16 protein-coding genes and 1 pseudogene are annotated in these 14274 nt (G+C 67.7%); 8 read left to right on the forward strand and 9 right to left on the reverse strand.

The window, feature by feature from the left end; genetic code table 11:
- From ACZ4MU_RS34810 to ACZ4MU_RS34835, 6 genes and pseudogenes are all read right to left on the reverse strand, one after another.
- Positions 1 to 317 (reverse strand): annotated as a pseudogene (locus ACZ4MU_RS34810) (ISAzo13 family transposase); the annotation flags it as partial.
- Positions 318 to 630: 313 nt separating this feature from the next.
- Entirely contained in the window at positions 631 to 1824 is a 1194-nt protein-coding gene (locus tag ACZ4MU_RS34815) for a hypothetical protein (protein ID WP_467883566.1), read from the reverse strand.
- 467 nt (positions 1825 to 2291) lie between these two features.
- A protein-coding gene (locus ACZ4MU_RS34820) for an IS5 family transposase (protein ID WP_467883591.1) occupies positions 2292 to 3151 on the reverse strand; the annotation gives its coding sequence in 2 pieces (ribosomal slippage) (positions 2292 to 2794 and positions 2794 to 3151; 861 coding nt in all).
- The gene (locus ACZ4MU_RS34825) at positions 3151 to 4026 is read right to left on the reverse strand and encodes a hypothetical protein (RefSeq protein WP_467883568.1); all 876 of its coding nucleotides are present in this window, start codon (positions 4024 to 4026) and stop codon (positions 3151 to 3153) included. The genes ACZ4MU_RS34820 and ACZ4MU_RS34825 overlap by 1 nt, the downstream gene beginning before the upstream one ends.
- An 81-nt stretch (positions 4027 to 4107) precedes the next feature.
- On the reverse strand, positions 4108 to 4485 hold the full coding sequence (locus ACZ4MU_RS34830; RefSeq protein ID WP_467883570.1) for a hypothetical protein: 378 nt from the start codon (positions 4483 to 4485) through the stop codon (positions 4108 to 4110).
- A gap of 198 nt (positions 4486 to 4683) precedes the next feature.
- On the reverse strand, positions 4684 to 4896 hold the full coding sequence (locus ACZ4MU_RS34835) for a cold-shock protein (RefSeq protein WP_467883572.1): 213 nt from the start codon (positions 4894 to 4896) through the stop codon (positions 4684 to 4686).
- 230 nt (positions 4897 to 5126) lie between these two features.
- Here ACZ4MU_RS34835 and ACZ4MU_RS34840 point away from each other — a divergent pair, with 230 nt between their 5' ends.
- The 8 genes from ACZ4MU_RS34840 (at position 5127) to ACZ4MU_RS34875 (ending at position 10169) form a co-directional block, all read left to right on the forward strand.
- The gene (locus ACZ4MU_RS34840; protein WP_467883574.1) at positions 5127 to 5405 is read left to right on the forward strand and encodes a DUF6959 family protein; all 279 of its coding nucleotides are present in this window, start codon (positions 5127 to 5129) and stop codon (positions 5403 to 5405) included.
- A gap of 85 nt (positions 5406 to 5490) precedes the next feature.
- Entirely contained in the window at positions 5491 to 6231 is a 741-nt protein-coding gene (locus ACZ4MU_RS34845) for a transposase family protein (protein WP_467883576.1), read from the forward strand.
- Between the two features lie 40 nt (positions 6232 to 6271).
- The gene (locus ACZ4MU_RS34850) at positions 6272 to 6580 is read left to right on the forward strand and encodes a hypothetical protein (RefSeq protein ID WP_467883578.1); all 309 of its coding nucleotides are present in this window, start codon (positions 6272 to 6274) and stop codon (positions 6578 to 6580) included.
- Positions 6577 to 7029, forward strand: coding sequence for a transposase (locus ACZ4MU_RS34855; RefSeq protein WP_467883579.1), 453 nt, complete (start codon positions 6577 to 6579; stop codon positions 7027 to 7029). Before ACZ4MU_RS34850 ends, ACZ4MU_RS34855 begins: the two co-directional genes overlap by 4 nt.
- A gap of 78 nt (positions 7030 to 7107) precedes the next feature.
- Complete coding sequence (locus ACZ4MU_RS34860; RefSeq protein WP_467883581.1) at positions 7108 to 7839, forward strand: hypothetical protein; 732 nt, start codon at positions 7108 to 7110, stop codon at positions 7837 to 7839.
- A gap of 394 nt (positions 7840 to 8233) precedes the next feature.
- Positions 8234 to 8878 (forward strand): CBS domain-containing protein, encoded by a 645-nt coding sequence (locus ACZ4MU_RS34865; protein ID WP_467883583.1) that lies wholly within the window; start codon positions 8234 to 8236, stop codon positions 8876 to 8878.
- Positions 8879 to 9152: 274 nt separating this feature from the next.
- Positions 9153 to 9542 carry a glycine cleavage system protein GcvH gene (gcvH, locus tag ACZ4MU_RS34870; RefSeq protein WP_389885567.1) on the forward strand — a complete coding sequence of 130 codons (390 nt, stop codon included), beginning with the start codon at positions 9153 to 9155 and terminating at the stop codon, positions 9540 to 9542.
- Positions 9543 to 9680: 138 nt separating this feature from the next.
- The gene (locus ACZ4MU_RS34875) at positions 9681 to 10169 is read left to right on the forward strand and encodes a hypothetical protein (RefSeq protein WP_467883585.1); all 489 of its coding nucleotides are present in this window, start codon (positions 9681 to 9683) and stop codon (positions 10167 to 10169) included.
- Positions 10170 to 10342: 173 nt separating this feature from the next.
- On the opposite strand, the gene ACZ4MU_RS34880 is transcribed toward ACZ4MU_RS34875, so the two are convergent.
- The 3 genes from ACZ4MU_RS34880 to ACZ4MU_RS34890 form a co-directional block, all read right to left on the reverse strand.
- A complete protein-coding gene (locus ACZ4MU_RS34880) occupies positions 10343 to 12607 on the reverse strand; it encodes an NB-ARC domain-containing protein (protein ID WP_467883587.1) in 2265 nt (754 codons plus the stop codon).
- Between the two features lie 295 nt (positions 12608 to 12902).
- Positions 12903 to 13238 (reverse strand): hypothetical protein, encoded by a 336-nt coding sequence (locus tag ACZ4MU_RS34885; protein ID WP_467883589.1) that lies wholly within the window; start codon positions 13236 to 13238, stop codon positions 12903 to 12905.
- A gap of 340 nt (positions 13239 to 13578) precedes the next feature.
- Complete coding sequence (locus tag ACZ4MU_RS34890; RefSeq protein ID WP_467883593.1) at positions 13579 to 14091, reverse strand: integrase; 513 nt, start codon at positions 14089 to 14091, stop codon at positions 13579 to 13581.
- Positions 14092 to 14274 lie beyond the last annotated feature (183 nt).

Consider the following 14274-nt stretch of genomic DNA (forward strand, 5'->3'; position numbering starts at 1 on the left):
TCCCCACGCATGTCGGGTTCGACCAGCGCCAACAGCGCGGGCCGAAGTCCTGGATCCACCTCTACTGCCCGCTTGCGCCCGCCGCCTGGACGGCGCACTCGGCCCAGCGGTTCCGCCCCCGCCTCCAGCTCGTCCACGCCTGTACGGACGGTCGTTTCGCTGACCTCGGCCACCTGGGCGACTGCCCGGATCCCGCCGTGCCCCAGGATTCGGGCTTCGGCCCCCATCAGCAGACGTCGCTGCCGCTCGTCCAGGTGAGGAAACAACACTGCGAACTTCAGAGCGAGTTGATTACGGACCTCGTCGGATATGCGCATACCACACCAACGACCCGAACCAGGGGAAGCAACACCTTGATTCTCTGCAAGCCCTAACACGGGAAGGAAGGTAACACCCGCGCCGTGCACGGACGTTGCACCGCCTCGTACCGGCATCTTCCTGGAGTGGCCGTCCCGGTCCGACGACTTCCGGCTGCCCACTGAGTCGTGCCGACCACCTTGATCCGTCCCCCCCTGCCGCCGCAGGACTACTCCCCTGTGGCTGAGCATCGTAGATGGCTCAGGTGGACAACTTTGATGCTCAGCGTCAGGCGGGGAACGTTATGGGGAGGGGATGCGGTGGCGGGCGGCGTCATAACAACGCGGCGATGCCCTCCCGGTTCTCCGGCAGCCCGGCCGCGCGGAACCACAACCAATTGCCCCCGATGCTGCCCGTCGCCTCGTCGGTGTCCACGAATGCCCGCAGCAGCGCGCGTTGCGCTGGGGTGAGCGGGTGGGCCGGGTCGTAACCGCCGGGGAAGGCTCTGAACAGGATCGGCCCCCTTTCGTGGTCGGCGATGGATCTGTGGGCGGCGGCCACCATGGCGATGGCCACCGGTGCCACCTCCTCGAACGAGAGGGCCAGACCCAGCGCGGAACGCAGCACGGTGAACCGGAACCACCCGTTGACCCCACGCAGCGGCTCGACGAACCATCCGTCTGTCGTACGGGGCTCCCGCAGCGCGTCGAGGAGCACGGCGAGAGCGCGAGGCCGGTCGACGCCGGCGGGACCGAGTGCGGCGCAGACCCGTACGGCCGGGTCGGAGTCGGCGAGCAGGTCGGAGGTGTTCATCCTCCAAAGACTCAGGGCCCGCGCCACGGCGGATCGCTCCCGCCGGCCCGTCATGGTGGCCAGCCGGGTCCGCAGCAGCGAGGCGGCGCGCGGTATTCGGTCGGCGAGGGCCGGGGTTGAAAGGAGCGGCGCTGCGGCGCCGAGGGCGGATTCATAGATCTGCGGGTTGGAGGAGGAGAGGAACGGCTCGACGGCGTCGTACAGGGCAGGACGGATGTACCGGCACGCTTGCAGCGCGGCGAGCTCGTCGGGGTCGCGCGCGCCTCGCGTGTCCTGGTGCCAGGGCTGCCAATCCCAGGTGGTCCGGTCCCGCACCGGGTCCTCCCCATAGGCAGCCGACTCGGCCACCTGGCCCAGCCAGTCGAGCAGGGCGGCCCGCAGGCTGCGCGGCGGCCCGTCGTCCCAGGGGAAGTGTCCCTCATGCTCGGCGAGGCACAGGGGATGGTCGAGGATCGCGGCGACGAACAGCGCCGCGGGCGCGGTGCCCGTGTACAGAGACCCCTGATGGAGCACGGCCGTGTCCAATGCGGCCAACGCGGCGGACCGCACTGCGGCGTCCTCGTCCATGAGGGAGCACAGGGAGAGGGGTATGTCCTCGCCGGAGCCGTAGGCGTGCCGGTGAGAAGCCCAGTCCGTCTCCAGTAGCAGTTCTTGAGCCCCTGCTGGCAACCCGCTCAGGATCCGCGACATGCGGGCACTCTCGCTATCCGTCATGCACACACCCTGCCAGCACCCACTGACAACACGCCCCCGCTCGGAAGTGCACAGGACGCACCCAGCCCTCTACCGCAGCAGGGCCATCCACCGCCCACAGGGGGCAGCTGGTGCGCTCCACGGCCGGCCAGACCTGCGACTGAGCAGCGCAGTTGGCTCCGATGGCCAGCTGCGGTGCTCAGTCGGCGGCGCTGCTCGTATCAGGGGCCGCCCGCTCCATCAAGCGCCGGGGCGCGGCGGTGCGGGGGACAAGGGGGTGCGTGACGAGCGGATGGGGCTGCCGTCTGGACCGCCGGTGAGCCAGGAGCCGTCGCCCAGGGGACCAGTTCGTACGGGTTGGCCGCCTCGGCGGTGATCTCGCCGCTGAGCGTGCCCGTGCCTACGTCGACCAGGTGGTAGCGGAAGCACTCCTCCTCGTCCGGTCCCTCACTGGCCAGGGTGACGACGGCTAGGGGCTTTCGTTTGGATCACTGTGCGGACCAGAGGAAGATGCCTGCGATGTGGAGTCCGGCCAGGTAGATCGCGGCCGTCTTCTCGTAGCGGGTGGCGATGCCGCGCCACTGCTTGAGGCGGTTGATGCACCGCTCGACAGTGTTGCGCTGTTTGTAGGTCTCACGGTCGAAAGCGAACGGTCTGCCGCCCTGGCTGCCGCGTCGCAGGCGGTGTGCCTGCTGGTCGGCGGGGACGGGGATGACCGCACGAATTCCGCGCCTGCTCAGATGCTTGCGGATGGCACGCGAGGAGTAGGCCTTGTCGGCCAGGACGACGTCTGGAGTGGTGCGGGGCCGGCCACGCGGGCGGGGCACGCGTAGGCGGGCCATGACCTGCTCGAAGGCGGGCGCGTCACCGGCCTGTCCCGCAGTCAGCACGAATGCCAGGGGCCGGCATCGGCCGTCAGCCGCCAGGTGGATCTTCGTGGTCAGTCCGCCGCGGGACCGGCCGATGGCGTGATCGTCCGGTTCGCCGGCATGGGCCCCTTTTTGCGGGCCCCGGCCGCGTGCTGGTGCGCGCGCACGATGGTGGAGTCCACCGAGACAGCCCAGTTGAGGTCCTCGTCGGCGTCGGCCTGGGCCATCAGCGCGGTGAACACTCGCTCCCAGGTGCCGTCGACGGCCCACATCCGCAGCCGGTTGTAGACACCTCGCCAGTTGCCGAATCTCTCCGGCAGGTGGACCCACTGGGTTCCGGTCTGGAACTTGAAGGCGATCGCGTCGATCACTTCGCGGTGGTCACGCCAGCGACCACCCCGCCTCGGCGTCCGGTCCGGGAGCAACGGCTCGATCCGCGCCCACTGCGCGTCAGTCAACGGCACACCCGGACCAACGATCAGATGATCCGACCGAAACGGCCTAGGTCTGGGGTCAGGTAGCCGCCGCTCCATTCCATATACGTCTCTTCCGGGTCGTATCCGAAGGCTTCGACGGGCAGGGAGAGGAGCACGTCTCCGCTGAGGTGGCGGTGGAAGGCGACATCCACCTGTCCGTGGTCGACGGTCATGAACTGCTGCCCGTCGGGTGCCATGTCGATCAGGCAGCGGTCCTGCGTCGGATAGGTCCAGAATTCCGGCTCACCGTTGGCCTTGGTTGCGGCTCTGAGGATGACGGAGCCGTCCTGGCCCTCACCGATGTCGAGGTAGACGCTGCCGTCCACGGGGTGCACGTGGTGGTCGGCGCCGTGCCCGACCGTCTCCAGCTCCTGGCGGACCAGTACCGTCCCGCTGTCGGCGTCGTGGGCTACCCACTGGTCTGGGTTCTTGCGTCCTGCCATCGCGTCCGGCCCGTAGACCCAGACAGTCCCGCCGTCCAAGGACAGCGCACAGCCGGGCCGGTGGCCGTGCCCGTCGGCCCGAGTGCGGCTCAAATCCGACGCCCACACCAGGTCACTGGCGCGCGTCAGGCAGACGACGCTGTTCAGTGTTGTGTACACGGCCCGTCCCAGATCGGGCCAGACCGCCGACTCCACGACCTCGTCGCCGGACCGCGGCTGGAACAGTGCGGCGTAGCCTCGGTCGGCGGCCTCGCGGAGCAGAGCCTCGGCACCCTCCCGGTCCCCGGCCTGCACCCGCATCTCGGCCAGGCGGACCAGGGCGTCGGGGCAGCCATGGTCGGCGGCCTGCCATGCAAGGGCCTCGGCGCTCTCCCGGTCCCCCGCCTCCCTCGCTGCGACTTTTCGAGATAGACGACACCGCGGTGCAGGGCTCACGTAGGGTGCCTGGCCGATCAGATAGCTCTACTTGTCACCGCTAGGCTGTTCTATGTTGACACCTGCCCGTCATGCAGGTGATCAGCGGGCGACGACCCTCACCTGGTCGATGGTCGGCAGGGAACTGGGCATCTCGTCGGTAATCCAGGCGTACTCCAGGGCCGCCAGGGTGGCCCCCTTGGCGGTCCACACGAGCAGTTCGCCGGTGTACTCGCCCGAGTGGTCGTGGACGTGAGCATCGACGGGCACCAGTTCGGAGGTCATGGTCGCGTGCTGCACCGGTTCCCTGACCTGGAGGTCGACGCTGACAGACCCAGGCGCCCAGAGAGCAACGACCTCCGCCAGGTCCAGCTGGCCGCGCAACTCGCGAGCACCGGCGAAGCCGGCGGAGAGGATGTGCTCCAGCACGGCTCGCTCGGAGACGCTCAGCGGACGGGGCTCAATGGGAAAGCGGGACATACGTCGATCATCCCAGGCTCACCCACCAGCTCGTCGCCGGCCAATGACGCCAGGACTGCGGGCAGGGTCACGCAGCCCGATCAAGGGGCACCTACCTCGAAAAGTCCCACTCGCGGGGCCAACTATCGCGCTCAAGGGACAACTATTGCGCCGCAGTTGGCGAGTTTCGCCAACTGCGGCACTCAGTCCGTAAGCGGGTTACTCCGGGCGGACCTGCGCCGCCTGCATGCCCTTCTGCCCCTTCTCGGCGACGAACGAGACGGTCTGGCCTTCCTTGAGGGACTTGAAACCATCGGACTCGATGGCCTTGAAGTGCACGAAGAGGTCGTCGCCGCCTCCTGACGGAGTGATGAAGCCGAACCCCTTCTCATCGTTGAACCACTTCACCGTGCCGGTCTGCCGGTCAGACATGTCCACTCCGAAGGTCACGTGGCGACCCAGCGCCGCCAAACGGAGCCTGGCACGTGGATGCCAGGTCGCGCTCAGGACCCGGCTAAAGAGCTACGGCGGCCACACATTGTCGCTGGCGGCTGGGCATAGCCGCCAGCCGTGACGCTCAGATCCGCCAATCCAAAGGTTCTGACTGCGCTTCCGTGTTGACTACGCCTGGAAGGGGGCACCGTGTGAGGTTGGATGACGGGATGGAACGTATTGAGGCTGAGCTGTTCACGGACCCGGGGAACGACGCGGTCGTCCGTCTGCCCCCACGCAATTTTCCGGGCGTGCTGATCCAGGGCGATTCCCTTTCGATCATTCGCGCGGACGTCACCGAAATCGTAGAAGCCTGCGACCAGGGCGACGTCGGTGAGGCCCGCGAGGCGGCGGCCATCGTCCTCTCCAACTTCGACGAGCTGCTGGCTCGCTACACGGCGGCTCTGAAGGCTCACGACATCCCCATCCCCTGCTACCAAGCTCCCTGATCGCTCAGTTGCAGCACGTTGCACCTGGCAGCATGCGCTGAAGGCCGGAGATTGCAGGACCGTTCCGTCAGGGGATCACGTCGTCATGAAGCTGGCGACGCTCGAAGACGTCCTCTTCCCGGGCCTGAACCTCGTGGTGCGGCAGGCCGTCGTCGCCGATGACAGCTTGCTGATCGATGCGGCTGGCTGTGGGCCGCCAGGAGCATGTCCCCAGCGTCAGCATCCTGCCGCACGCGTTCACAGTCGGTACCGGCGTCACATAACTGGGCTACCCGTCGGCGGCCACCGGGTGATCGTTCGTCTCCGCGTGCGTCGGTTCTTCTGCGATCAGGCCCAGTGCCAACGTCGGACTCTCGTGGAACAGGTGGCGGGCCTGACCGAGCCACGACGCCGCTGTTCGACGGCGGCGCGGTCGGCGATGAGGGCGGTCGCTGTGAAGCTCGGCGGCCGACCGGGCGCACGCCTCTGTACGCAGCTGCGGCTCTACGGCCGACGGACAACCATCCTGAGACAGTTGACCGCTCCGCCTGTGCCAGCACGGGCCCCACGGATACTTGGCATCGACGAGTTCGCCTTCTGCAAGGGTCGGGCCTGCGGCACCATCCTCGTCGACATCGAGTCCTCGCGGCCGGTGGACGTGTTGCCCGATCGCGAGACTGGCACGGTGGCCGCCTGGCTACAGGAGCACTCCGGCGCTGAGATCATCTGCCGAGATCGCCTCATGGCTTTCACCAAGGCCATCAGGCAGGCCCCGGGCGCGCTGGAGGTGGCAGATCGCTGGCAACCTCTCGATGGCCGTGGAGAAGACATGTCGCCGGCACCGTGATTGCCTTCGGCGGCCGGTCGGATCAGAGGCCAGCCCGCCGTTGGCCACACCGGATACTCCGCTCCTGGACCGGATCCGACAACGCCACGCGGAGGTCAACGAGCTCGCCGCCACCGGCCTGTCTCTCAGCGCCATCGGCCGCCGGCTGCAGTTGGACTGCAAGACGGTCCCGCGCTACCGGAACAAGGACCTGGCAGGGCTTCTCGCCTCGGCGCAGGATCGCGGGCATGGTGTCCTCGACCCGTTCATCGAGCATGTGCAGCACCGCTTCCATGCGGGCTGTACCAGATCGATGCAGCTCTATCCGAGTTGCTCGCTCTCGGCTACACCGGCGGGTACCACGTTGTGAACCGCTACGTGATGGCCATCCGGGAGGGCATCGCGGTTCCTGCCCGCTCAATGACTCCCCGCCCTCGCGACATCACCTCATGGATCATGCGCCCTCGGGAGACACTCGCCATCTCCGACGTTGCCCAGCTCGACGCTGTGAGGAGTGCCTGCCCGGAGATCGCCCTGGCCTGTGACCTCGCGCGGGAGTTCACCGACATGCTTCGTCATCGCTGCGGCCACCTACTCCGGGACTGGATTCAGAAGTCCGAGCTGGGCGGCCCGGATGCCATCGGCATCTTCGCCGATTCCATCCGCCAGGACCTCCACGCCGTCACCGCCGGCCTCACCCTCCCCTACAGCTCCGGCATAGTCGAAGGCCACGTCAACAGAATCAAAACGATCAAGCGCCAGATGCACGGTCGAGCCTCATTCACCTTACTCAGAGCCCGCATCCTTCTTGAGCCATAGCCGTAGTTGTCGCCGAACAGCGGTGCCAACCGGCCTGCCTTCCTCCCCCGATCATGCAGCTGGCGTAGGAAGGGGAAAATGACGGACATGAACATCGAACAGGCTGTCGCGGAGATCGGGAACGTCGAGGAGGTGCCTGGCCTGTCCATGGCCTGGCGATGGTCGCCCATGTCGCGCTTCATGTTCTCCCTCGCCATGGACGTCGACGGAGGCTGGGCCTACCAAATGAACTCGCTGGACGTCCACGACGAAGGTCTGACCAGGGCTGTTCTTGAGTTCGCGAGACAACACCGCCTCGGGCGCGGACCAGGCGCCCGACCGCTCACGATCGCCACCGACTTCTCTTACGGGACCTACCGGTTCGACGCCGTGGCAGCGGCTTCACCACCCGTGCACGGCTACCACCACGGGCGAAACGAGGCCCTGAACGAGGTCGTCACAGCGGTCTTCCCGGCGTACCAGTGCGAGTTCCGCGGAGACGAGAGCCTGGAGGAGGCGGTTCTGCGGTGCAAGCGCATGCTGCGGCCGACGATCATCTCCCGGCCCCCGGTTCCGTACCTGCGGATGCGATACGAGAACACCAGGACCAAGGGCGGCAGCGTGGGTCCGTCCCGCGGGTTCACTACGCACGACGTGCTACTGAGGGAGCTCGGGCTCCTCGAAGGAGCTCCGGGAAGTTTCGTGGAGTTCGAGAACTCCCTCGGCGACGTGTGGAACGTCGAGTGGAACGGTTCGTGGCTGGTGAACAACACACCCCAGGACGCACGACCCTCCGAAAGCTGGGTGGCATCGGCTTTGGGATGTCCGTAAGGGTTCGACCCGCGTCCACCATCAACCGTAGTCATCACGGAAGCGCGGTCAGAACCAACCCAAACACTCACTCGCCAAGTGAAGCGCGCAGTCACAAGTGTGACTGAGCACCCAACTTGGCCCGCTCGGCCAACTGCAACGCTCAACCCCAGACGGACGCGGACAGGGCGTCGAGGTGCCAGCACCTGCCACACGCTCGGAGGCACTCTGGCCATGGGGCCGCTGGCCCTCCTCGCCAGGTCAAAGCTCACTGGTCGCCGGAGAGGCGGGGTGCTGTCATGGGAGGGAATAGGCGTTGACGAGCCGGCAGGGCCGCGGAGGCCAGCGCGCCGCGCGTCGTCCGCCGGGGCGTCCTACCGCAGCCGCCCATCGCAAAGCTGAGGAGACCGACGCCATGCTGCACCGCCGCACGGTCGGTGACGTGATGACCGAGGATGTCGTCACCCTCCACCCCAACACACCGCTCCAGGACGTCGTCGGCCTGCTGGATGCGAACGACATCGTCGCGGCCCCGGTCGTCGATGACGACGGCTCCCTTGTCGGCGTCGTGTCCGCGTCCGACGTGCTGCGGCACGAGACCGGCATGCCCGATCCTCAGGGGCAGGACGGGAACGAAGCGGGCGTCTGGGGCAAGGCCCGGGCTCGGACCGCGGGCGCGCTCATGAGCAGCCCCGTCTTCACTGCCCACGCCGACTGGACTATCCCCCGGGCCGCTCGGGAACTCCGCAGTCGGCACGTCAAGCAGCTGCCGGTGGTCGGCGACGACGGGCTCCTCACCGGCATCGTCAGCCGCAGCGACCTGCTCGACGCCTTCATCCGCTCAGACGCCGAGATCCGCGGCGAAGTCGAGCAGGACGTCCTGCGGCGCATCCTCGGCCTGGACGAGGGCAGCGTCGCGATCGAGGTCCGGGACGGGGTCGTCACCCTGTGGGGTCACGTCCCGGAACCGCGTCTCGTCCTGGTGGTCGTGGGCCTCTGCCAGGGCGTCGACGGTGTCGTTGCCGTGGACGCCCACCTTGCCGCCGCCGGGACAAGCTAGGCCGGGGTTACCTCGCGCCAACCAAAGAAGCGCTGGCCAAGTAGAGCGCTAAGTCACAGGCACAGTTCGCGAATGGACGCCATAGCATGCGAACGCCACGCGCTGATCACTCTGTGCGTTCAAGATGATCGCGGTCTGGCCGCTCCAAGTCGGCCGGGGCGCCTCGTCAAGGGTTGTTGACGCCTCGTCAGTTACATTACTGAAATCCGGTCGATCCTTCGTGATATCGGGCATGCTGAGTCTGCTGATCAACTAGGACAACTGTGGAGTGAGCATGTCGAATATTCCGGCTGATCTGCGGTATACCGAGGCGCATGAGTGGGTGCGGTCGGAGTCGGACGGCACGTTGGCGGTCGGGCTCACCGATCACGCTCAGCAGGCGCTTGGCGACGTGGTGTTCGTGGAGCTGCCGGAGGTCGGCAAACCCGTCGCGGCTAACGATGTCGTCGGTGCCGTCGAAGCGGTCACGGCCCAGTCGGACATCCACGCGCCGGTCGGCGGCGAGGTGATCGCCGTGAACGAGGAGCTGTCCTCCAAACCGCATCTCATCAACACGGGGTACTGGCCCCACGAGGCGTGGATCTTCAAGATCAGGCCGTCGGATAGTTCCGAACTCGATCATCTCCTCGACGCTGCCGGCTACAAGGCGGCCATCGGCGAGTGAACTGCGCCACCACAATGCCTCGGGCCGGGTTCGGCTGTCACTCGAACGGGTGGGATCTGTCCCGCTGCGGTCGGTGAGGCGGCTGGGGGTGGCCTCGTTGGCGCACGAGTACGCGGGCCAGGCCGGTGATCCGGTCGGATGGGTGCCGGGGCGCAGGAGCAGGTCACCGCCCTGGCCGAGCGGGACGCCGCGTACATCGCCCTCGATGACCCGTACGCCGTCGCCTCGCTGCTGGACGTGCTGCTGCGGGGAGGCGGGGAGCCGGAGCAGGTCACCGCGCTGCTGGCTCGCGACCCCGCCACGCACGCCGCCCTCAACAACCCGGAAGCCGTCGCCAGGCTGCTGAATGCGCTGCGGGAAGCCGGGGCGCAGGAGCAGGTCACCGCCCTGGCCGAGCGGGACGCCGCGCACACCCCCCTCTTCAACCTGCAGGCCGTCCACAGGCTGCTGGACGCGCTGCGGGAAGCCGGGGTGCAGGAGCAGATCACCACCCTGGTCAAGCGGCTTTCTGCCGCAGGACACTTCTATCTGTTCATCGAGCTCGGAGAAAACGGAGAGCAGTTCCGCCTCGGGCGTGAGCCTGATGGGAGTGCCGCCCCTGCGTGGACGTGGAACGACATGGACTGAACCAGCACGGGCTCCGGGAACAGGCAGCCAATCCCAGACATCGCCAACATGCCTGAACACCCTTCGGATAACCGTCAGGCATGTCGCTGATCTCCAACGTGGCTCACATGCCTTCTCCGAACTAGGGGTACCGGGAAGAACTCTGTCACCAGCCGCATAGGAGGGTGCCATTGTTACCCGTCGTCCTGCGTCCTGTCCGCTTCCTTCCGCCAGGAGAGGAGGTTGGTGAGAGCGGGGTGGTCCTCGCCCAGCACCCGCACAATGTGCTCCAGCAGGTGGGGGTGGTCCTCGCTCAGCTTCGGCACCATGTGTTCCAGAAAGCCGGCGGCCATGTCCTCGCCCAGCTCTCGCACCGAGTGCTCCAGAGCGTCGGCGTACGCCCGCGTGGCCCCGGCCGCATCCCCCGCCCGCCCCAGCCAGTTGGCAAGGTTCCACCGGACGGTGGTGGTGTGGCCGTGGTCCTCGCCCAGCACCCGCACCATGCGCTCCAAGAGGTCGGCGTACGCATGCGCGGCTGCGGTGGCATCCCCAGCCCGTCCTCGCCAGCTGGCGAGGTTGCCCCGGACGGTGAGGACGTGGGGGTGGTCCTCGCCCAGGGTCCGCACCGCGTGCTCCAGAAGGCCATCGAAGCCCTGCTCGGCCCCCGCTGCATCCCCCGCCCGTCCCCGCCATAAGGCGAGGCTGCTTCGGGTGACGAGGGTGTCGGGATGGTCTTTGCCCAGCACCCGCACCATGCGCTCCAGAAGGTCGGCGAGTTCCTGCACGGTCGCCGCCGCATCCCCCATCTGGCCCCGCCAGCCAGCGCTGCGGCTCCGGAGGGCGAGGGTCTGGTCCTCGCCCAGCATCCGCACTATGTGCTTCATCGTGTCGTCGACTATCTGCATGGCCGTCGCGGCATCTCCTGTCTCCTCCTGCCAGCCCGCCTGCAGCATGTGTTCCTGCATGCCGTCGATATTCAGCGCGAACCCCGGGAGCGCCGCCTGCCCCCGCCAGGTGGCGAGGTTGCTCTTGGCGGTGCGGGTGGCGCGGTGATCCTCGCCGAAGCGGCTGCGGGTGATGGTAGTGAGGTGATCGAAGTGGGCGATGGCGGCCGTGAGCTGACCGCTCTCGCCGAGGCTGCGGCCGAGGCGGTACAGCACCTTGTGCGCGTTCGGCCGGTACAGCGCCTCTTCGCCGTGGCGGGTGAGTGCTTCGGTGTTGCTTCGTAGGGCCTGGGCAAGGTCGGTGTCGTCGTCAGCGGGAGGCCAGGCTGCCATTAGGGCGTCGGCGGCGGTACGGGCGTACTGGTCGTGCTGGTGGGGGGCGTGGGTGTCGCGGGTAGCGCGCTGAATGAGCTGGTGGACACGGACAGCCTGGTGAGAGGTGTCCGGGGTGTGGTCGATCAGGCTGAGCCGGTCCAGTGCGCGCAGCGCGCCGAACGCCTCCTCGGGGGTGACCGGCGGCGCGGGGCGCAGCCGGATGCCCGGCCACCACTTCCGCCGCCGCGCCCGTACAGGGTCGGCGGCGGTGCGGTGCCGCTTGAGATGGGTGAGGGCGGGCCGGCTGGTCAGAACGGTCTGGGGGATGCCGTTGGCATCGAGCAGGGAGGCCAAGTGGAGCATGGGTCGGGCAAGGCCGGCGGGGCGCAGGGTGTCGGCGCGGTCGATGGACAGAGACCAAACGGCGGCGAGGGTGGTGGCCTGCTCGTCGGGCAGGGCGTAGGGGACGAGGTCGGCGAGTTGCGTGGCGCGGTCAGCCAGCAGATCACGGTAGGCGGCCGCGGTCTTGCCAGAGTCAATGAGGTAGGCGGCCGCCTGGGCCAGGGCCAGGGGCAGGTGTCCGAGATCCGCGGCCAGGGAGGTGAGCTGGCTGGTGGGTTCGATGCGGCCACGGGCTTCCAGGGACGAGGTGAGGTAGGCGACGGATTCGTCGGGGGTGAACAGGCCAACCTCGATCCGGCGGCGACCTTCGCCGAACAGGGCGGCGTCACGGCGGCGGGTGGTGAGCAGGGTGTGGCCGTGCGGACTGGCGGGCGGCCACAGGCTGTACGGGGTGCCCGGGTTCTCAGGATGGACGATGAGGTCGCCTGGGTCGGCGAGGTCGTCCAGGACGATCAGCCACCGGCATGGCCGCTGCCCGGGCTTGGGTGCCAGCCAGGCCAGGAACTGCTTCGCGGCCTGCTCAGGGTCGTCAGGGTCGGCCCGGCACAGTTCGCGGCCAGCCTGCGCGTATCCGTCCACCACCGCCAACTGGGTGCTGGCGGTGATCCAGACCAGGACGTCCAGGTCGCCGTTGTTCCGGGCGGCGAGGGCATAGTCGGCGGCGAGTTGGGTCTTACCGACGCCGCCCATCCCGGTCAGGACCTGAGAGAGCACCGCGATGCCCCCACTCTCGACCACCGCCCGCAGCCGGTTCACCTCTGCGCGGTGCTGGAAGGACCGCGCCAGCGTTGGGACCACACCGACCTGATGAGGCCACGAGGCAGGCTCCAGCGGCACTCTGTTCTGCACGGTCAGGGTGTGAACGTAGCCGCTGATGGCGGTTCCGCCGTTGGCAGCCGTCGCGTCCCCGGTGCGGGACAGATGTGCCGAAGCCGGGGATCCAGGGCCGCTTCCTGGGGCAGGGCCTCGATAGCCGGTCACGGCCGTCTCATCGCCGGTGGCCTCGGCATTGCCAGTATCCGCCACGGTCACTGACGGCTCGGGCTCCTCGTCCGGTGCCGTGCGCGATGACTCTTTCGCCATGGGAGCGGGCCTAGTTCGAGTAGTCGATGCCGGAGACGGAGTTCGGGCCGCTCGCCTCTCCAGTACGCTCGGCGGCGGCCGAGCCCCGTCCCCGGCCGCCAGGCCTCCGGATGCCGGAAGTGCCGCCGTCGTCGGCCCTCCCGGTGCGGATGGCTCTGTCTGTGGGACCGGCAGCCGGCGGATGCTGTAGCAGGGCCCAGACCAGGGCAGCGATACCGACGGCGGCCTGGACAGTGGCCCCGGCCAGCTGTCCCGCACCGGGGCCGTCCAGAAGCCACACCAGCGGTGTGGACAGGACTCCAGCCGACGCCAGCACAATGACCGTGATCTTCCATACCTGTGACACAGCGGCTCCCCCTCGCCTGACACATGCGCCACCAGCTGCCTGACGGCCCACCACATCGCATTCTCCCGTACGGTTCCCGCCTGAACCAGGAAACACACCTTTCGGCATCGCGGTTGCCTTCGCGGCCGTAGACCGTCACATCGCCGAACGCGCCGCACCTTGCCGGACACGACACCCCTCGCTTGCGGCTGGTGACAGCGCTCTTACCGGCACCCCAACTACCGCCAGAGAGGCCGTTTAGCGTCCGACGGCGGCGTGCTTAGTCCGTCTTGTTCAGGTTCTGGGCTTCCCGGACCGCTAGTTGCTTGATCGTCGGCATTCCGACGAATACCGGCGAGCTCTACCGCCTCTCGCTGGCGTCAATCTGGCTGATCTTGTCGTGGGTTGCGGTGAGGCTGACGGTCAGTTGCTCGACGTCGCCCAGCCATCCTTCTCGTTCGGCTTCGGCGATCCTGGCGTGGAGGTTCTCGCGGATCTCTTCCAGACGGGGCCGTTCGTCCGGCCCCACGATCAGTACCGGGCATCGCACACAGGCGTGCTCGTGGACACAGCTACTTCCGTATGCTCGGCCGCACTGCCCCAGGGCCAGCTTGCGCCGCTCGAAGTGCCCGAGGAACTCCTGCCACTCCTCGTCGGTCACCGCTCGGTATTCCCCGGCGGGTCGTAGACCGCGGCGCCGGGCGATGAAGGCTCGGTGAGCCTCGATGGCATCTTCCGGGTAGATCGCGGCATACCCCATCGTGGTTCCGATGTGGTCGTGACCAGCAATAACGTGGGCGATGTGCGGCGGCAAATCGTTGAGGATGGCGTCGGTGATGAACATCCTGCGGAAGTCGTGCGGCTGGAAGGTCAACGGCTGTTAAGGATCGCGAGTTTCCGGCGCTTCATGTCGGCCAATCTCATCTCCGCCACAGGCTCTGCGATGGCCCCTCTTGCCCTGGCCTAGGCACTGTTTCTTGGATCATGTTCGGAGCCAGATGATGAGGGCTGCGAGGGTGACGGTGCCGAGGTAGGTGTAGGCCCGTTTCTCGTAACG

Source organism: Streptomyces sp. NPDC026377, from assembly GCF_055567715.1.

Bases quoted from the DNA above. Each gene is read 5' to 3' on its own strand.
- ACZ4MU_RS34865 (WP_467883583.1), top strand. From the start codon at position 8,234: ATGCTGCACCGCCGCACGGTCGGTGACGTGATGACCGAGGATGTCGTC.
- ACZ4MU_RS34830 (WP_467883570.1), bottom strand. From the start codon at position 4,485: ATGTCCCGCTTTCCCATTGAGCCCCGTCCGCTGAGCGTCTCCGAGCGA.
- ACZ4MU_RS34840 (WP_467883574.1), top strand. From the start codon at position 5,127: ATGGAACGTATTGAGGCTGAGCTGTTCACGGACCCGGGGAACGACGCG.
- gcvH (WP_389885567.1), top strand. From the start codon at position 9,153: ATGTCGAATATTCCGGCTGATCTGCGGTATACCGAGGCGCATGAGTGG.
- ACZ4MU_RS34845 (WP_467883576.1), top strand. From the start codon at position 5,491: ATGAAGCTGGCGACGCTCGAAGACGTCCTCTTCCCGGGCCTGAACCTC.
- ACZ4MU_RS34860 (WP_467883581.1), top strand. From the start codon at position 7,108: ATGACGGACATGAACATCGAACAGGCTGTCGCGGAGATCGGGAACGTC.
- ACZ4MU_RS34835 (WP_467883572.1), bottom strand. From the start codon at position 4,896: ATGTCTGACCGGCAGACCGGCACGGTGAAGTGGTTCAACGATGAGAAG.
- ACZ4MU_RS34815 (WP_467883566.1), bottom strand. From the start codon at position 1,824: ATGACGGATAGCGAGAGTGCCCGCATGTCGCGGATCCTGAGCGGGTTG.
- ACZ4MU_RS34875 (WP_467883585.1), top strand. From the start codon at position 9,681: ATGGGTGCCGGGGCGCAGGAGCAGGTCACCGCCCTGGCCGAGCGGGAC.